Below are 16,250 nucleotides of genomic sequence, written 5' to 3'. Positions count from 1 at the left end.
TTCTTAGCGTGCGTTGGCGATGCCGGTGCCCAGCAAATCCCGGATCAATTTTTGGCCGACGGCGGATAAAGCTTCGCGGCTCCAACCGCTTTTGCCACCTGCACCGCTCCACACGGTTTTTCCTTCGCTGACATCAACAATTTCTAACGCCACGCCGACGGCAGGTTCGCCATCCACTCCTACCTTGTAGCGCCATTCATCCACTGCACCTAGCAATGCGTAGCGAACCCCCTCGCTACGTGCCCAGCTCAACGCATCTTCGCGGCGTTTTCCGTTCTGGCCGTCAAACAATGACTCCTGTTGAGCATCACCGGTATAGCGCTTGACTGAACCCACACCGCGCGCATGAAGCAAGGCTGTGGCAATGCTTTCGGCGCGACTGCCGGCCATAGGCGTTTCTGTGTGATTGTCAAACGGTAGAACGGCCCAGGACGCATCTTTAACGAGGCTGGGAGAGCTGCCCCGGTCGATGGTGGAGCAGGCAGTCAGGAGGCTCAGGAGGCTGACACCAGCGAGCATGCGGATGCGTGATGCGAAGGTGGGGAGGGAATTCATAGTTGGCTCCTTAAAGTCTCAATAGTGAAGTCGGTAGATGAGCTGCAGTTCACGGGTGGTGCCGGTAGTGTTGAGACCGGATTTGGAAAAGTTGATAGCAGCCATCAGGTGGTCAGAGCCCAGGACACTGCCGGCGACACCCAGTCGAAAGTCATACCCGGAGCCGTTGAGGCTGTGATTCGTCAACGCGAGGCTGGCAAAGGGGCGCAGGCTGCGCGTGTAGTCTTGCGAATAGCGCATATTGGTGGATATCTGTAGCCCCGAGAATCGGAAATTGTTGGGTAGCAGGTAATCAATACTGGGGGTTGTCTCATTGGGCAGGTAGCGAAGAATGCTGGCATCACGCCCAGTCAGCAACGCAGGGTCTGTGCGGCTGTAGCTATGCCACGAGGTGAAGGCACCAAACTCAATGTTCGGGGCTTCGCTTCGGTAGGTGTGCGTGTATTGAAGCGTGGTGTGCCGGCCAGACCCTACGCGTGCCCCGGTCTGAACGAAATAGCGTTCGCTTGCAAACTCCAGCCCCAGCTGATCTTGCCGCGAGAGCTGATATGTGGTCCCCATTGAGGCTCGGTCTTTCATGCCGCCCATGCGCATGGCCAGCGAATCTTGCATGCTCAGATCTTTACCGAGCGAGCCCCGAAGCGTCCAGCGATTGCCAAAAGATCGACTATGCGAGGCCTGCACAGGGTGGTAGGTGTCAAGACTGCGACGTTCACCTATCAGAAAATCTGTGGTCGAGCTCTGCGTTATGCGACGCAACCTTAGTCCAATGGCATGTTCAGAGGAAGGTTGCTGGATGAAGTCGCGGTTGTTGACTGTGCGCCTGATGTAATCGCTATCCACTTCCAGCGCCCATCGCGAGTTGATCGGCAGGTGCCAGCTCAGTGACTGCTCTGTTTCATTGATGCCCGTTAGGTGGCGTTGAGTCAAGCCATATTCGGCAAAGGGACTGACTGCCAAGAGCTGCTCGGTCAGGCTGCTGTGCTGCTCATCGTCATCGGGTTGATTCACCATGGCCTCAAAGCCGACGGTTTGCGCGAGGCGCAGATCTCCAACCATCACGGCAGCATTGACGTGATCGTGACGGGGAAGATTCTCTCCGTGGCGCTCCAGCAGTGCACCTGCCTGAGCGGTATCTTTTTCAGCCAGGGCCGCAGTAATCTGAGCCCACAAGGGGGCATTGGCCTGCTTGCTGCGACTGCGAGCGTATTGCTGCCAGAGGTAGCCGCGCTCTGCGGCGTATTCGCCCTTGTCCTGCAACCAGGCGATGGCTAGTTCAGCGGCTGCTGCTGAGTACTCTTTGCGCTCGGAAGAGGCCAGGTCCATACGCATCAGCTCACGCAGGAGTACCAACTCGTCATCGCCATAAGACTGGTTCAGGAGCAAGCGGTTACGGGCTTGTTGCTGAACCTTGTTCAGCCCCTGTGGCGTCAACCACTCGCGCACTGGACTCTTTTGAGGGGGGAGAGATGTTTGTTGCAGTTGGCGAATCCACAGCTTGCGGCGCAACCGCCAAGCCAAGTCAGCTTGCTGGTTCTGCTCCAGCGCATCTGCGTAATTCATCATCCACAAAAAGTCATCATGGTGATCTTGGGCTTGAGGGCGAAGATAGCGCTGCAAAGCGATGGCGGGTCTGGACAGGCTTTGATTGGCAGCAGCCAGTGCGCTGTGCATACTTGGATCTTTGGCCCAGACTTCCTCCACGCGTGCGAGCAATGGTTTGAGCGATGCGGCATCCTGCGTGTCAATCAAAAGCCAGAGCAGTGCTTGCTGCAGCTGCGTGGAGTCCGGGGCTAAGGCTAATCCGCTCAGAAAGGCTTCACGAGCTTGCGCGGGGCGATTTGTTCGCTCGTAATACAGCCCCTGAACATGAAAGAATGCCGGCTGCTTTTTCAGGCGCTCAGCGGTTTCTGGAGTCGCCAAGGCCTGCCTCAGTTGATTGCCCAACTGTGACCAATCATCTTTGTCTTCCAGTAAATAGAACGCTTGGGTCAGGTGACGCAGGTCATGAAATTTCTCCCAAGCGCGCAGAGACAATTGGGCAGCTTCCTCGCGGTTGTTGCGCAGCATGATGTTGATCAGCGCGTCGTAGTCACTGATATCGGCACTCGACGTATCCAATAGCTTGCGATAGGCCAGTGTTGCTACACGCTCATCACGCTGTCTTTGTGCGAGGCTGCCCATGAAGCGCCAGTAGTCGGCCTCGTCTTGCATTTGCGGAGGCACGCGTGACTGAGAATCCTCCAGCCATCGCAGGCCTAGGTCAGGTTCTCCCTCGAGCAGAGCAATGGATGCGGCAGGCATGACATTGGCTGGAGTCCGTTGCGCCGGGTCTTGCAGCAGGCGCTTCCAGGTCGACAGTGCGAGCTTGTTCTGCCCTGCGCGCGTGGCCAGTTGTGCCAAAGCCGCCAGAGATTCGGGGGTCTCGGTATGGCGCTGCAGATAATCGATGGCAAGCTGAGGGTTGCCTTGCCGCTCATATGCTTGGATCAGTGATAGCAGCAGCGCGTGGTCATTCGGACGCTTTGTTAATTGATGCTTGATGCCCGCGGCCAGCGCGTTGTTGTCAAACAGGCCTGGAGACAAACGCAGCACAGACTGCCACGCATCCTCACGCTGCGTGGACTGTGCAATAAACAACCAGTTATCCAAGGCAATTTGAGGGCGACCTAGCCATTCAGATACCTTGGCCAGACGTTCGCGCCATGCTGCGTCTTGAGGCGCCTGTTTGACGGCTGCCTGTGCAATGCGCCAAGCGTCCTCCAGATTTTTGTTCTCCAGGAAGACGTCGTAAGCCAGCTTATAAGTCTTGTCGTCAAACGCTAACAATGGTGCTGGCGATTTGGGTTTTTCTGTGGCGGCTGCCGTCTTCTGCATTGACCATCCAGCGTACTGCCACATGACAGGCTGAAGCGACCATGCACCGTCGTCAAAGGCTTGCGTGGGGGCAATGCTGAAGGCGACAACATCGGTTTCAAGACCTTGCCATTGCTGCAAAAGCGAGAACTTGAGCAATTGCTTGACATACTTTTCGGCGGCTGCGGGCTGGCCTGCTGCACGGGCCAGATCAATCAGCTTTCGCAGTGTTTCTGGGTCATTGCCCAGAATATCGGCATTGGACTCGGCCAATGCCAATGCGTCTTTGGCCCGGTTGCCGGACTGCAACACTTGCAAGGCCTCAATCAGGTACTGGCGTGCTTGCTTGGAGTCTTGCGTAGTCTTGCTGGCTTTTTGCAGCAGTTGCGAGGCACTCTCGTATTCGGAGAAGCCCAGAAGTTGTCGCGAGGCATCGGCGTAGACCTTGGATTTGGAATCAGCTTCCGGGTGTAGTGCGGCCAGTTCCTCGTACAGGTTCATTGCCAATGGGATGTCGTGCAGCACCAGCGAGGAGGATGCGAGGTAAAGCATCTGTTCCTGGCTCAAGCCTTGTCGTGGAATGCCGCGCAAAGCTTGCAGTACTTCGGGGCGTAACTGCTCAATTTGCCGTGTGGATTTGGAGCTGAGCTTCTCGGCTTCCTGGTAACGTACATAAAGCTCTTGCCAGCGTTTCCACGCCATTTCAGCCGCGCTGGGGAGGACCTGCCGGCTGGCTTCTTCGGCGGCTCGCTTGATTTCTATCTGGCGTTGCTGCTTGGCTATCAGCAAAGCCTGCAGGTGCTCGTTGCCTGGGTCGCTCTTCAGCAGGTTCGTCAAATAGTTCAGCGACAACTCGGAATCGTCAAGAGTATTCGCCAGCTGACGTTCGAGGCTCTCTTTGGGGAAAAGCAGCCACAGGGCACCGCTGATCAGCACCGCAAGCAGCGCGATCAGCCATAAGGGGATCGTCGACGGACGATCAGAGCGCGCGACATTGGGCTTTGAGTTCGGCACTGTTTTGAGGACTTTTGAAGGAGCGGATGAAAGATCGATCTGTGGCCGCACTGGTCGGAGCGGCACCCTGAACGGCGGTCAGGCTGCAGCCTTGTGGAAGGTACATGCGCCATTCGAGGGGAAGGTGCCCCTGAAGGCTAAAGATCACGCTGCCGTCAGCCTGGGCTTTCCACTCGCTGATGCGTGCATTGGCATCCACCAGATAAGGTTGCTTGGACGGAGCAGCATTCGGCTGGGTCTGCATCTGAGCGGAGTTGAAAGCCATGTGCGCGTAGTAGCCGTCCGGGCCTTCTTGATACCCGGCGATATTGACGCTGTCCTGCATGAGAGGAGTACCCAAGGTACTGGGCAGTCGCAAGGTTCTCAGCTGGCCGGGGCCACGCATGCGCCAACCTTGCTCATCCTTGCCTACTGCAAATTCATAGAAATCATGCACTTTGCGCACATATTCGGATGCGAAAACCGGATGAACTGGCCGACTCAGTGCCCATTTGTAGGCGGTATGCAAGGCCTTGATGCTTGCGACTTTGCTGACTGAGTAGAAATGGTAGTAAATATTGATGGCTTTGAGGCGTCGCGGAGTGTCAGTCATCGCAAAGGTTTCAGTGACCTTTTCAAAACCGTAAAACGGGCCATGCCAGAGGTTGGTGTAGATATTTTCGTTAGTGACGGGGGCATAAACCTGAAGATGCCCGCCCTTGCGAATCCCCCAGCTTCTGACTTCGGTCAGCGATGGATTGTTGCGCGTGATGGAGGTGTCGCCGCCATTGATGTTGAGAAGTCCTGCAGCATCCGAGATGGCCAGGGCCTCTGCACTGGGGGCGGTATCGCCCGACCAGAGAAAGACTTTTACAGGCTTGCCCGGGGGGGCCAGATTTTTCTGGATGTAGTCGACTGAGCCATTGATTTCTCGATGCAAATCCATCACGTAACCGGGAATGTGAAGGTTCAGGTCAACTTCCTTGCCTTCTTCCTTTCGCGAGACGGTGCGGTCCCAGAAGAACGGGTGCGAATAAGAGTGGCTGGCAATTTCGACATGAGGCATGGCGAAAATCTGCTTGGCGATGCTCTCCAGTTGCTTGCTCCACTGCGGGTATAGACCTTGGGGCGATATTTCGGCTTCGATGACCGAGATGGTGTGAGGAATACGGTATCGCTCAAGGATTTCACGGCGCAGCATCTCGCCTGCAAATGGCGATCCGGGAACTTCTGCCTTGGAGGGGAAGGCATCTCCGTCCACATGGGCGAGCAGCAGGCGCCGGCCATTTTCCGTGGTTACGTCCGGCACGGGAAAATCAGCCAGTCGCAGTGTCTGCTTCAGCATCGCAAAGGGGTTGATCACCCAGCGTGACTGATCCGTGCCGGGCACCTCCTCCACCAGATATGGCATGAGGACGAAGCCACCCCAAGGAGTGATGGCGGCAGAGACAAAACGCTTTCCCTTGGCGTCGTCAAAAGATAGCAACTGTTGGCTTTTTTGCAGAGCCTCCGCGTTCAGAGTCCAGCCTTCGTAATCGATAGGTGGCGAAAGAGGCTGCATTTCAAAACCGTACATGCTGGCTTGTTCGGCTTTTTTGAGTGGCAGGGCCGGGATCGCCTCGGAGCTGCGCACATCGAACGGCAGTGTGCGGTCAATGGGAAAGCCTGGAGTATTGAGCACCAGAATCGGCATTTTTTGCCGTGACTGGTTTGCCAGCCATTGGCGAACGTCCTTGACTCGTTGATCCGGGATGGCTCCACCAAACCAAGTGATGATTCCGGCGTAGCGATCACTCGAAATATTCTGCGGAAGTGGCTTGCGTACGTCGACGTAATCAGCGATGTAGCCCAAGTAATTGAGCGGCATTTCCACAAAACGATGTGCCGACGCCTCATTCAGTGTCGGGTAGTCGGCGCCGTTATAGAGAATCAGGATGTGGCGAGCCTGTGCTTCCACGGTGCCCATGCCCAAAGTAAACAACAACGAGTCGCTAATCCAAGGAATGATGCCCAGGTCGGCAATCTGCTTGGCGGTGGTTCGCATGGCGTCGCGGTCATTGGGCGGCACGTAGTCGATGGCGAGGACGGGGAGCTTGTCGCGTTCGCGAATGGTTTGGAGCTGGGCGAGCAGCCATTCACGGTCTTTGGCCGGGACATCGATATAGCGCTTGAGGTTGGCATCCCAGCCGCGGAATAGAGACTCTGCAGCCACCATCTGGATCTGATCTTTGACGCGCGGAACGATCTCAAAGCCGCGATTCAGTATCAGCTTGATGCCGGGGAAGCGCTCGTTCAGTGTCTTGATGACGCGTACTAAGCCGTCCTGCTGCTCGGCTTCGTTAAATTTCTCGGCCAGACGGTATGAATCCATCGTGTCCAGAAAGAAACCGCGAAAGCCTTTTTGCCAAAGCGGGCCAATGACTTCATCCGCAAAAAAAGCGGGCCACGGCTCTGGTGTCTGGTCAATCACCACCGATTTCCAGGCGCCGTTGCGAGCCATCTTCCAGGCCGAGGGGATTTTTTTCAGATAAGCGCGCTCATCTCCTGCCTCTGCCACCGATGCGTAGGCGTAAAGCTCGCTGGAGGGCCAGGTGCTGCGGAACTTGACGGGGTCGTAGCCTTGCTCTGCTTCGACTACGGCGATATCGAACAAGGCCAGCTCGCTCATGGAGGCGTCTTTGCCGTAATACACCGCTACCGAAGGTGCGGCCGCCTGGGCCCACATGGAGGCAACGAGGGCGTAGCAGATCAGACAGCTTCGCAGCAAAGCATTCACAGAGCATTCCTTTCAACGGGTGGCGTTTGTCAATAATTAATAGTTTTATTCTATTGATCAATGAGTTTTCGTTGAGACTCTAGAGGTTTAGGTGGGTAGATTTGAAGTGTTAGTTTTTTTGCATTCCTCACATATTGGTGACCAAACACTACATTGGTTTTGCAATAGGGGCAATGGTGTTCGACATCGGGAATCGCTCAGAGAGATGATGAGGCCGTGGTATCTTTGCCCTCTGTTTTTAGATACACCGAGACTCGTCCATGCTTGCCAAACGCATCATTCCTTGCCTTGACGTCACCGGCGGCCGCGTGGTCAAGGGCGTCAACTTTATGGAGCTGCGCGATGCGGGCGACCCGGTGGAAATCGCCGCGCGCTACAACGCGCAGGGCGCGGACGAGCTGACGTTTCTGGATATCACCGCCACCAGCGATGGCCGCGATCTGATCTTGCCCATCATCGAAGCCGTTGCTTCGCAAGTCTTTATCCCGCTGACGGTGGGTGGCGGCGTGCGCACGGTGGAAGATGTGCGCCGCCTGCTCAATGCCGGTGCAGACAAGACCAGCTTTAACTCCGCCGCCATTGCCAACCCCGACACCATCAACGCCTGCAGCGATAAATACGGCGCGCAGTGCATTGTGGTGGCCATTGATGCCAAGCGCCGCACGCCTGAAGACGAGCTGCGCATGGGCCCGGGCGGCACGCCCATGGGTCCGGGCTGGGATGTGTACAGCCACGGTGGCCGCAAGAATATGGGTCTGGATGTGGTTCGCTGGGCTGCTGAAATGGCACAACGCGGGGCGGGCGAGATTTTGCTGACCAGCATGGACCGCGATGGCACCAAAAGCGGCTTTGACCTGAAGCTTACCCGTGCCGTGGCCGATGCCGTGGGTGTGCCCGTGATTGCATCGGGCGGCGTGGGCAACCTGGAAGATCTGGCCGATGGCGTGACCATTGGCGGCGCAGATGCGGTGCTGGCTGCCAGCATCTTCCACTACGGTGAATACACGGTGCAGCAGGCCAAGGAATGCATGCGCGCACGCGGTATTCCCGTACGCCTGTAAATGAATTTTGAGAGCGGCTTGCGCAGGTTACTAGCGGCTTTTGATGTGTTTTGTGTTTAAGGTTGGCTGCTGGCCTGCGCTAGCAGCTATACAAAACAAAGGTCTGCTATGAGCTGGCTCGATCAAGTCAAATGGGATGCGCAAGGGCTGGTGCCCGTGATTGCGCAGGAGCAAGGCAGCGGCGATGTGGTCATGTTTGCCTGGATGAACCGTGAGGCACTGGAGAAAACGGCCGAGCTCAAGCGCGCCGTGTACTTCAGCCGCTCACGCAACAAGCTGTGGTTCAAGGGCGAAGAGTCCGGCCATGTGCAGACCGTGCATGAAATCCGCATCGACTGCGACAACGACGTGGTGTTGCTCAAAATTACGCAAGAGGGGCATGATCCCGGAATCGCCTGCCATACCGGTCGCCACTCTTGCTTCTACAGCGTTTTCAAGGATGGGCAATGGCTTGCTGTTGATCCGGTCTTGAAAGATCCTGCTTCCATCTACAAATAAAGCCATGTCTGAACAAAACACCGCCTCGGTTGAAGGCGCACTGGCCCGTCTGGCCGCTGTCATCGAAAGCCGTAAAACCATCAATGGTGGCGATCCTGAGAAGAGCTATGTCGCCCGCCTGCTGCACAAAGGCCCGGACGCCTTTTTGAAGAAAATTGGCGAGGAGGCGACCGAAGTTGTCATGGCTGCCAAGGATGTAGATGCAGGGGCCGACAAAGGCAAAATCCTTTATGAGGTTGCGGATTTGTGGTTTCACACCATGATTGCGCTGTCTCACTATGGGCTGACGCCCACCGAAGTGGTGGCCGAGCTGGAGCGCCGTGAAGGCACCAGCGGTCTTGAAGAAAAAGCCTTGCGCAAGGCGACTGAACGCGCCGCGCAGGAGAAAGGGAACGCCTGATGAATGACGATCGTGACATCATTGACGTACACAGCAGCAACTCTGCCGAGATTGAAGGCCTCAAGGCCTGGGGCTGGGTCAGCTATTTGCTGCATCTGCTGGTGGCTGTGGCCGCCGTTCTGCCTGGCGCGCAGGTCAGTGTGTTCATCTTGCTGATTGCGGTCATCATTGATTTGGTCAAGCGCGATGATGCGCGCGGTACCTGGCAGGAGAGTCACTTTTCCTGGCGCCTGCGCAGCGTTCTCTGGGCGGCGGTGATGTATGCCATCACCTTCCCGTTCTTCCTGTTGGGCCTGCTGATCTTCAACCCGGCCTGGGTAGTGATTTCCATCTGGTTCCTCTACCGCATTGTCAGCGGCATGATCGCCATGAACAAAAATCGCGCGATTCAGGTCTGATTGGCGCTGATTCGATACCAAGCCCCTGCTCTCTGGCAGGGGCTTTTTTGTTTTTTCAGGGAATTTTGCTGCACTGCAACAGACTCAGGCTGACACGCAGATAGGCCTCTAGCGTCTGTGCGATGCTATAGAGGCTGAATAAGCTCGCGATATGGGTTATCAACGCTTCACAGGATTGTTCAATGGCTTCAGAAACCTCTCACACCATCAATCTGGCTTTGCAAGGAGGCGGCTCGCATGGCGCGTTGACCTGGGGGGTTCTGGATGCGTTGCTGGAAGACGACAACCTGATCTTCGAGGGCATCAGCGGCACCAGTGCCGGCGCGATGAACGCCGTGGTGCTGGCCCACGGCTTTGCCCAGGCCGCCGCGCAGGAAAAGAAGGTGGACGACGCCCGACATTTGGGTCGCCAACTGGCTCGCCAAGCCCTGAAGCAGCTCTGGGAAGGTGTGGGCACCATGGGCAGCGTGGGCAAGATGTTCTGGGCTGCGCCCCTGCCTGGCAGCAAGCAGTTCATGGGCATCCTCAATCAGTTTCTGTCGCCCTATCAGACCAATCCACTCAATATCAACCCGCTGCGCCAGTTGCTGACTGGGTTGGTGGATTTTGAGACGCTGGCTAACCCCGCGCACCCCACGGCGGTTCCCAAGCTCTTTGTTTGCGCCACCAATGTGCGCACGGGGCGGGGCAAGATTTTCTCGGGCGAGGAGGTGACGGCAGACGCCATCATGGCTTCGGCCTGCCTGCCGCAGATGTTCAAAGCGGTGGAGATTAATGGCGAGCGCTACTGGGATGGCGGTTTTTCAGGCAACCCGGCCCTGTACCCGCTGATCTACGAGACCAAGAGCCGCGATATCTTGCTGGTGCAGATCAATCCCAAAGAGTCTGATGTGTCGCCCGACACGGCCCGCGACATCATGGATCGCATGAACGAGATCACCTTCAATGCTTGCCTGTTGGCCGAGCTGCGGGCCATCGGGTTTGTGGTGCGCCTGCTGGAGCAAAAGCGGCTGGATGCTGACCGCTACAAGCATGTGCTCATGCACCGCATTGATGGCGGTGAGGTGCTCAAGCCCTTTGGCGCATCCAGCAAGGTGCGTGCAGACATGGTCATGGTGCGAAAGCTGTTTGATTTGGGGCGCGAGCGTGGCCAGCAGTGGCTGCAGGAGAACCGCGAGCATCTGGGTGTGAAGCAGACAATGCGCTTCAACGAAAATGTAGGATAACCCCCTGAGGCGCTTTGCGCCTTGCCCCAAGGGGGACGGCACCTCGCTGTGAGACGGCTATTGCCCGGTGTCCATGAATCAAGGGCATGCGAGAGCATGAGCTGCTTGCTGTGCAGGTGCGCCCTTATTGAATACAAGATTGACCATGCATAACCACGATTACGATTCCAGCTGCATTTTTTGCCGTATCGCCAAGGGTGAGATCCCTTCGCGCAAGGTCTATGAAGATGAAGAAGTGTTCGCCTTCCACGACATCAATCCTGCAGCACCTGTGCATTTTTTGATGATCCCGAAGAAGCACATTGCCTCGATGGCGCACCTGAGCGCTGAAGACTCGCCTTTGCTGGGCCGCATGATGGCGCTGGCCCCTAGGCTGGCGCTGGAGCAAGGCTGCAATCCCTATCCTGATGGAGGCTTTCGCATCGTGGTCAATACCGGCACCGAGGGCGGTCAGGAAGTGCATCACCTGCACCTGCATGTCATGGGCGGTGCGCGCCCCTGGCTCAAAGGCTGAGAAACTGCGTAACTTCGCATCTTGGACGATGCGTTCCGGGCGGCTATAGAGTTGCCAGCAGCAGGCTTTTTGGGTGATTGTTACGAATCTGTCAAAAGCCCCGTCTAAAATGGTTTGCAATTCTTAGGAGATTCTCATGGGCTCTTTTTCTATCTGGCACTGGGCGATCGTGCTGCTCATCGTGGTTCTGGTGTTCGGCACCAAGAAGCTCAAGAACATCGGCTCCGACCTGGGTGGTGCCGTCAAGGGCTTTAAAGATGGCATGAAGGAAGGCGGAACGAATGCTGATTCCAGCGCCGCCGCAGGCCAAGTGGCCAACCAGCAAGCCACTGACAAGGCCACCATTGACGTGGAAGCCAAGCAAAAAAGCTGAACGCTGCAGGACTGACATCTAGATGTTTGATATTGGCCTGTCCAAAATGGCGCTGATCGGTGCCGTGGCCCTGGTGGTCATCGGTCCCGAGAAACTGCCGCGCGTGGCCCGTATGGTGGGAACCATGCTTGGGCGGGCGCAGCGTTATGTGTCCGACGTCAAGGCAGAAGTCAACCGCTCCATGGAGCTGGATGAGCTGCGCAAGATGAAGGAAACGGTCGAGACCGCGGCACGCGATGTGGAATCCGGCGTTCGCAATCAGGCCTCGGACCTTGAAAAGGACTGGGGCGATGCGACCAAGGATCTGCGTGACGACGCGCACATGACTTCGGCTTCGTCGTTTGATTCCTATGACGCGGACGGCGGCTATACCGGTTTTGATACGAGTAGCGCCGTGGTGCCCAGCTACAGCCATCCGCGCAAGAACTGGCGCCTCAAGCGCGGTGCCGTGCCCCAGTGGTACAAGTCGCGCGCTGGAGTGCGTAGCAAAGTTCAGTCGGGTGCGGCGCGCGTGGCGCGTTTTCGCCCCAAGAAGTTCCATTGAGCATGCTCAGCTGCAGCCTGCCGGCCATGAGGCCGTTGCCCATCTTGGGCGCAGGTTTGCCTCTGGTATGTAGCCCCTTGCCCGTGTCTGCGGGCGTTGTTGTTTCAAGCGTGCAGAGCTGTTCAGGCTCTGGCGCGGTTTTGCACCATGTCCGAACCCTCTAAAGAAGACGAACTCTCAGGCACGGAGCAGCCATTTGTGCAGCACTTGATGGAGCTGCGCGATCGCGTGCTCTACAGCCTCTATGGCGTTCTGATCTGCGTTGCACTGCTGATGTTCTGGCCCGGCCCGGATGGACTCATCGACTTCATCGCCATACCCATCAAAGAACACATGCCCCCCGGCGCAAAGCTGATTGCGGTGGGCGTTTTCTCGCCATTCTTTGTGCCGCTCAAGGTGCTGATGATGGTGGCTGTGCTGATGGCTCTGCCTTGGCTCATGTATCAGGTCTGGGCCTTTGTGGCCCCTGGCCTGTATAGCCACGAGAAAAAGTTTGCCCTGCCGCTGATTTTGTTTGGCAGCTTGCTGGCCTATGTCGGTATTGGCTTTGTGCAGTTCTTTGTGCTTGGCAATATGTTCAAGTTCATTCAGCACTTCACGCCTGCCAGCGTCGCGGCTACGCCTGATATTGCCTCGTATGTTGAAGCGATACTGTCGCTGTACATCGCTTTTGCCGCCGCCTTTCAGGTGCCGATTGTGGTGATGCTGCTGGTGCGACTGGGTCTGGTCGAGATTGAAAAGCTCAAGTCCTTCCGCGGCTACTTTGTGGTGCTGTCCTTTGTGATTGCCGCCATCATCACGCCACCCGATGTGATCTCTCAGCTGGCGCTGGCGATTCCCATGTGCCTGCTTTATGAGATTGGCATTCTGGGTGCAGGCTGGTTCAGCAAGGCATCGCGTGCCCCAGAGGCTGAAGGTGAAACAGGCGCTGCAGCCGATAAGCCCACAGACGGCAATTGATCGTTTTCTAAGCCTCATGAAAAAAGCCCTTGAAGCAATTCAAGGGCTTTTTTTTTTGATAGCTAGTAGCGCTTTATGCATAAGAGCTTGAGGCATATTTGATGCATAAAATCCAATGAAAAAGCCAGCGAAAGATGCTGGCTTTTATTGTTGTGAGCCAGTCGCTTAGCGGCGGCGACCTTGCTGCTGCAGCGTGTTGGCCGCAGGACGGGTCCCGGGAGTGATCTCCAGCATGACTTCGCTGTCTGCACGGCGCACATCAAACTTGGCGGCTTCGCCGGGCTTGAGGGAGGCAACTGCGGTCAGCAGCTCAGAGACATTGCGGGTGGCCGTCTCGCCCACTTTCACAATCACGTCGCCGGGGCGCATACCTGCCTGAGCGGCGGGACCGGCTTGCAGCACGCCGGTGATGATGACGCCCGCATCGGCCTTGACGCCAAAGGTCTCGGCCAGCTCGGGCGAGAGTTCATTGGGCTCCACGCCAATCCAGCCGCGGGTGACCTTGCCGTCTTTGACGATGCCATCCAGAACCATCTTGGCGGTGGAGACAGGGATGGCAAAGCCAATGCCCATACTACCGCCCGAGCGTGAATAGATGGCGGTGTTGATGCCCAGCAGATTGCCGTTGGCATCCACCAGTGCACCGCCGGAGTTACCGGGGTTGATGGCCGCATCGGTCTGAATGAAGTTCTCAAAGGTGTTGATGCCCAGCTGGCTGCGACCCAGCGCGCTGATGATGCCGCTGGTCACTGTCTGGCCCACGCCAAAGGGGTTGCCGATGGCCAGCACGCGGTCGCCCACGGCGACCTGGTCGGAGTTGCCCAGAACGATGACGGGCAGCTTGTCCAGCTCGATTTTGAGAATGGCCAGATCGGTTTCTGGATCGGTGCCAATCACTTTGGCCTTGGCCTGGCGGCTGTCGGTCAGCGTGACTTCAATGTCGTCTGCACCTTCCACCACATGGTTGTTGGTGAGGATGTAGCCATCTTGACTAATGATGACGCCGCTACCCAAACCAGATTGCTCCTGTGGGCCTTGCTCGCCAAAGAAGAACTGGAACCACGGATCGTTGGCACGAGGGTGCCGCACCGCCTTGCTGGTATTGATACTGACAACGGCCGGCGATGCCTTGCGTGCAGCAGGCGCGAAGCTGCCGGGAGCAACTTCACCTGCCGGGGCCGATGGAGCCTGCAGCAGCGCAATGCCGGCATTGCTACGGATGCTTCCGCGCTGAAGCCAGCTGGGCTGTAGGGTAGCTACTACAAAATAGATAGCAACCAGGGCGGTGACTACCTGCGAAAACAGCAACCAGGTGCGTTTCATGTAATGGGTCTGGAGAGTGAGGGGATTAATCCACATTGTGCGGCATGGCAAGTCGCCGCAGTGCAGCGATTCCGCTTGAACTTGTTGATTTGCTTACTCCAAAGTGTCAGGTGCTGCACGAAGCAGGGGCATAGGGGGACTGTTATCTAAAGTTTTGCGCCAGCGGTCGATGTGCGTGTAAACCCTAGAATGAATTTCGACCGCGCTTACGTAGCCGTTTTCTGAAGTGATTGCCCACAAGGCATTCGTGCCAGATGGGTGTGGCTCCGTATCAGGAATCCACCTCAATCGGTTTGCCTCTGCACGTTGACCCGTGATTTGCGGCCTTATCTGCGCTGTCCTGCTGTTCGATCTAGGAAACACCATGACTACGCTTGACCACGCTGCCCCGGCTACCGCGCCGGCCGCTGCGAAGAATCGTCCCCTGAACCGGGAGGACTACAAGACCCTGGGCCTATCAGCTCTGGGCGGAACGCTGGAGTTTTATGACTTCGTGGTGTTCGTCTTTTTTGCCAACGTGATTGGCCGCCTGTTCTTTCCGGCTGAAATGCCGGAGTGGATGCGCCAGCTACAGACGCTGGGCATTTTTGCGGCCGGCTATCTGGCACGTCCCATTGGCGGCATTTTGATTGCCCACTATGGCGACATTCTGGGTCGCAAAAAGATGTTCACTCTGTCCGTCTTCCTGATGGCCGTGCCTACGCTCATCATTGGCCTGCTGCCCACCTATGCCTCTATTGGCATTGCCGCTCCTGTTCTGCTGCTGCTCATGCGTGTGCTGCAAGGAGCCGCAATCGGCGGCGAAATGCCCGGTGCCTGGATTTTTGTGGCCGAGCACGCACCTGAAAAGCGCTATGGCTTTGCGATTGGTGCGCTGACGTCTGGCATCACCGGCGGTATTTTCCTGGGTTCCATCATCGGTGTGTGGCTCAACAGCACCTATAGCCAGAGCGAAATCCACGATTGGGCATGGCGCATCCCCTTCATTCTGGGTGGCGTGTTTGGTCTGGTTTCGGTCTACATGCGTAAGTTTTTGCATGAAACGCCTATCTTTAAGGAGCTCCAGGCACGCAAGGCGGCTGACCGCGAGCTGCCTCTCAAAACCATCTTGCGTGACCACCGCGAAGCCTGCGTTGTCGTTGCACTGATGACCTGGATTCTCTCCACTGCGGTGGTGGTGGTGGTTCTGATGACCCCCGGTTATCTGCAAAAGAACTTCCATATTGAACCGGCAATGGCGCTCAAGGCCAATGCCGTGGCCACTGTGACGCTGACCATTGGCTGCGTGTTCTGGGGCTGGCTGTCCGACAAGCTGGGCACCAGGCTCACCATGATTCTGGGATGGGGCGGCATGGCAGCGACGGCCTACCTGTTCTATCTGAACCTGCCCGGTACTGAAGCCTCGCTGATCTGCACCTATGCCACTGTAGGCTTCTTTGTCGGTTCCATCTCGCTGCTGCCCGTGGTGGGCGTGCGCGCCTTCCCTGCGGATGTGCGCTTTACCGGCCTGTCTTTCGCCTACAACATGGCCTATGCCGTGTTTGGTGGCCTGACTCCCATGCTGGTGTCTGTGTGGCAGCAACGCGATGTGATGGCTCCTGCGCACTACGTGGCAGCCATGGGTGTGCTGGGTGTCCTCATGGCCTTCTGGCCGCTGGCCTGCAAGGGCTGGCAAGCCAAGAAGGCTTAAGCCGCACGGAAACTTGCAAGAGGGCAGCTTTGGCTGCCCTTTTTGTGCTTGGCTGAGTGCACTCAGGGCCATGCTCTGTCGGT

The 16,250-nt window shown here is 57.0% G+C and carries 14 protein-coding genes; 10 read left to right on the top strand and 4 right to left on the bottom strand.

The features are described 5' to 3' along the window. Nucleotides 1–3 precede the first annotated feature (3 nt). From CLU84_RS17055 to CLU84_RS17045, 3 genes are read right to left on the bottom strand one after another with little or no spacing between them, the layout of a single operon-like run. Nucleotides 4–555 carry a penicillin-binding protein activator LpoB gene (locus tag CLU84_RS17055; protein ID WP_099738669.1) on the bottom strand — a complete coding sequence of 184 codons (552 nt, stop codon included), beginning with the start codon at nucleotides 553–555 and terminating at the stop codon, nucleotides 4–6. 18 nt (nucleotides 556–573) lie between these two features. Then, complete coding sequence (locus tag CLU84_RS17050; protein ID WP_099738667.1) at nucleotides 574–4,425, bottom strand: tetratricopeptide repeat protein; 3,852 nt, start codon at nucleotides 4,423–4,425, stop codon at nucleotides 574–576. Beyond that, complete coding sequence (locus CLU84_RS17045; RefSeq protein WP_099738665.1) at nucleotides 4,391–7,180, bottom strand: bifunctional glycoside hydrolase 114/ polysaccharide deacetylase family protein; 2,790 nt, start codon at nucleotides 7,178–7,180, stop codon at nucleotides 4,391–4,393. The genes CLU84_RS17050 and CLU84_RS17045 overlap by 35 nt, the downstream gene beginning before the upstream one ends. A 260-nt stretch (nucleotides 7,181–7,440) precedes the next feature. Here CLU84_RS17045 and hisF point away from each other — a divergent pair, with 260 nt between their 5' ends. The 9 genes from hisF to tatC all read left to right on the top strand — a co-directional run bounded on the left by hisF (nucleotide 7,441) and on the right by tatC (nucleotide 13,154). After that, nucleotides 7,441–8,241, top strand: a complete 801-nt coding sequence (gene hisF / locus CLU84_RS17040) for an imidazole glycerol phosphate synthase subunit HisF (RefSeq protein WP_099738663.1) — start codon at nucleotides 7,441–7,443, stop codon at nucleotides 8,239–8,241. Between the two features lie 69 nt (nucleotides 8,242–8,310). Further along, nucleotides 8,311–8,739: a phosphoribosyl-AMP cyclohydrolase gene (hisI, locus tag CLU84_RS17035; RefSeq protein ID WP_255409158.1), complete on the top strand. Its 429-nt coding sequence runs from the start codon at nucleotides 8,311–8,313 to the stop codon at nucleotides 8,737–8,739. A gap of 4 nt (nucleotides 8,740–8,743) precedes the next feature. Beyond that, nucleotides 8,744–9,139 carry a phosphoribosyl-ATP diphosphatase gene (locus CLU84_RS17030; RefSeq protein ID WP_099738659.1) on the top strand — a complete coding sequence of 132 codons (396 nt, stop codon included), beginning with the start codon at nucleotides 8,744–8,746 and terminating at the stop codon, nucleotides 9,137–9,139. After that, the gene (locus CLU84_RS17025) at nucleotides 9,139–9,537 is read left to right on the top strand and encodes a hypothetical protein (protein ID WP_099738657.1); all 399 of its coding nucleotides are present in this window, start codon (nucleotides 9,139–9,141) and stop codon (nucleotides 9,535–9,537) included. Before CLU84_RS17030 ends, CLU84_RS17025 begins: the two co-directional genes overlap by 1 nt. 182 nt (nucleotides 9,538–9,719) lie before the next feature. After that, on the top strand, nucleotides 9,720–10,763 hold the full coding sequence (locus CLU84_RS17020) for a patatin-like phospholipase family protein (protein ID WP_099738655.1): 1,044 nt from the start codon (nucleotides 9,720–9,722) through the stop codon (nucleotides 10,761–10,763). 145 nt (nucleotides 10,764–10,908) lie between these two features. Continuing rightward, the gene (locus CLU84_RS17015; protein WP_099738653.1) at nucleotides 10,909–11,277 is read left to right on the top strand and encodes a histidine triad nucleotide-binding protein; all 369 of its coding nucleotides are present in this window, start codon (nucleotides 10,909–10,911) and stop codon (nucleotides 11,275–11,277) included. A gap of 136 nt (nucleotides 11,278–11,413) precedes the next feature. Next, a complete protein-coding gene (tatA, locus tag CLU84_RS17010; RefSeq protein WP_099738651.1) occupies nucleotides 11,414–11,650 on the top strand; it encodes a Sec-independent protein translocase subunit TatA in 237 nt (78 codons plus the stop codon). Nucleotides 11,651–11,672: 22 nt separating this feature from the next. Beyond that, nucleotides 11,673–12,194, top strand: a complete 522-nt coding sequence (tatB, locus tag CLU84_RS17005) for a Sec-independent protein translocase protein TatB (protein ID WP_099738649.1) — start codon at nucleotides 11,673–11,675, stop codon at nucleotides 12,192–12,194. Nucleotides 12,195–12,341: 147 nt separating this feature from the next. Beyond that, the gene (tatC, locus tag CLU84_RS17000) at nucleotides 12,342–13,154 is read left to right on the top strand and encodes a twin-arginine translocase subunit TatC (RefSeq protein WP_099738647.1); all 813 of its coding nucleotides are present in this window, start codon (nucleotides 12,342–12,344) and stop codon (nucleotides 13,152–13,154) included. 165 nt (nucleotides 13,155–13,319) lie between these two features. On the opposite strand, the gene CLU84_RS16995 is transcribed toward tatC, so the two are convergent. Beyond that, nucleotides 13,320–14,477 (bottom strand): Do family serine endopeptidase, encoded by a 1,158-nt coding sequence (locus CLU84_RS16995; RefSeq protein WP_099738645.1) that lies wholly within the window; start codon nucleotides 14,475–14,477, stop codon nucleotides 13,320–13,322. A 364-nt stretch (nucleotides 14,478–14,841) separates the two neighbouring features. Between CLU84_RS16995 and CLU84_RS16990 the strand changes: the two genes are divergently transcribed. Continuing rightward, entirely contained in the window at nucleotides 14,842–16,167 is a 1,326-nt protein-coding gene (locus CLU84_RS16990; protein WP_099738643.1) for an MFS transporter, read from the top strand. The last annotated feature ends 83 nt before the right edge of the window (nucleotides 16,168–16,250 follow it).

Origin of the sequence: Comamonas sp. 26 (genome assembly GCF_002754475.1) — a bacterium.
In the GTDB taxonomy this organism is placed as follows: Bacteria; Pseudomonadota; Gammaproteobacteria; order Burkholderiales; family Burkholderiaceae_C; genus Comamonas.
Note: the sequence above shows the minus strand (reverse complement) of the source record. Positions and strands in the feature narration are given on the sequence as shown.

Excerpts from the sequence above, each read along its gene's own strand:
- CLU84_RS17055 (WP_099738669.1), bottom strand. The coding sequence starts at position 555 with ATGAATTCCCTCCCCACCTTCGCATCACGCATCCGCATGCTCGCTGGT.
- hisF (WP_099738663.1), top strand. The coding sequence starts at position 7,441 with ATGCTTGCCAAACGCATCATTCCTTGCCTTGACGTCACCGGCGGCCGC.
- CLU84_RS17030 (WP_099738659.1), top strand. The coding sequence starts at position 8,744 with ATGTCTGAACAAAACACCGCCTCGGTTGAAGGCGCACTGGCCCGTCTG.
- CLU84_RS17025 (WP_099738657.1), top strand. The coding sequence starts at position 9,139 with ATGAATGACGATCGTGACATCATTGACGTACACAGCAGCAACTCTGCC.
- CLU84_RS17020 (WP_099738655.1), top strand. The coding sequence starts at position 9,720 with ATGGCTTCAGAAACCTCTCACACCATCAATCTGGCTTTGCAAGGAGGC.
- CLU84_RS17015 (WP_099738653.1), top strand. The coding sequence starts at position 10,909 with ATGCATAACCACGATTACGATTCCAGCTGCATTTTTTGCCGTATCGCC.
- tatA (WP_099738651.1), top strand. The coding sequence starts at position 11,414 with ATGGGCTCTTTTTCTATCTGGCACTGGGCGATCGTGCTGCTCATCGTG.
- tatB (WP_099738649.1), top strand. The coding sequence starts at position 11,673 with ATGTTTGATATTGGCCTGTCCAAAATGGCGCTGATCGGTGCCGTGGCC.
- tatC (WP_099738647.1), top strand. The coding sequence starts at position 12,342 with ATGTCCGAACCCTCTAAAGAAGACGAACTCTCAGGCACGGAGCAGCCA.
- CLU84_RS16995 (WP_099738645.1), bottom strand. The coding sequence starts at position 14,477 with ATGAAACGCACCTGGTTGCTGTTTTCGCAGGTAGTCACCGCCCTGGTT.
- CLU84_RS16990 (WP_099738643.1), top strand. The coding sequence starts at position 14,842 with ATGACTACGCTTGACCACGCTGCCCCGGCTACCGCGCCGGCCGCTGCG.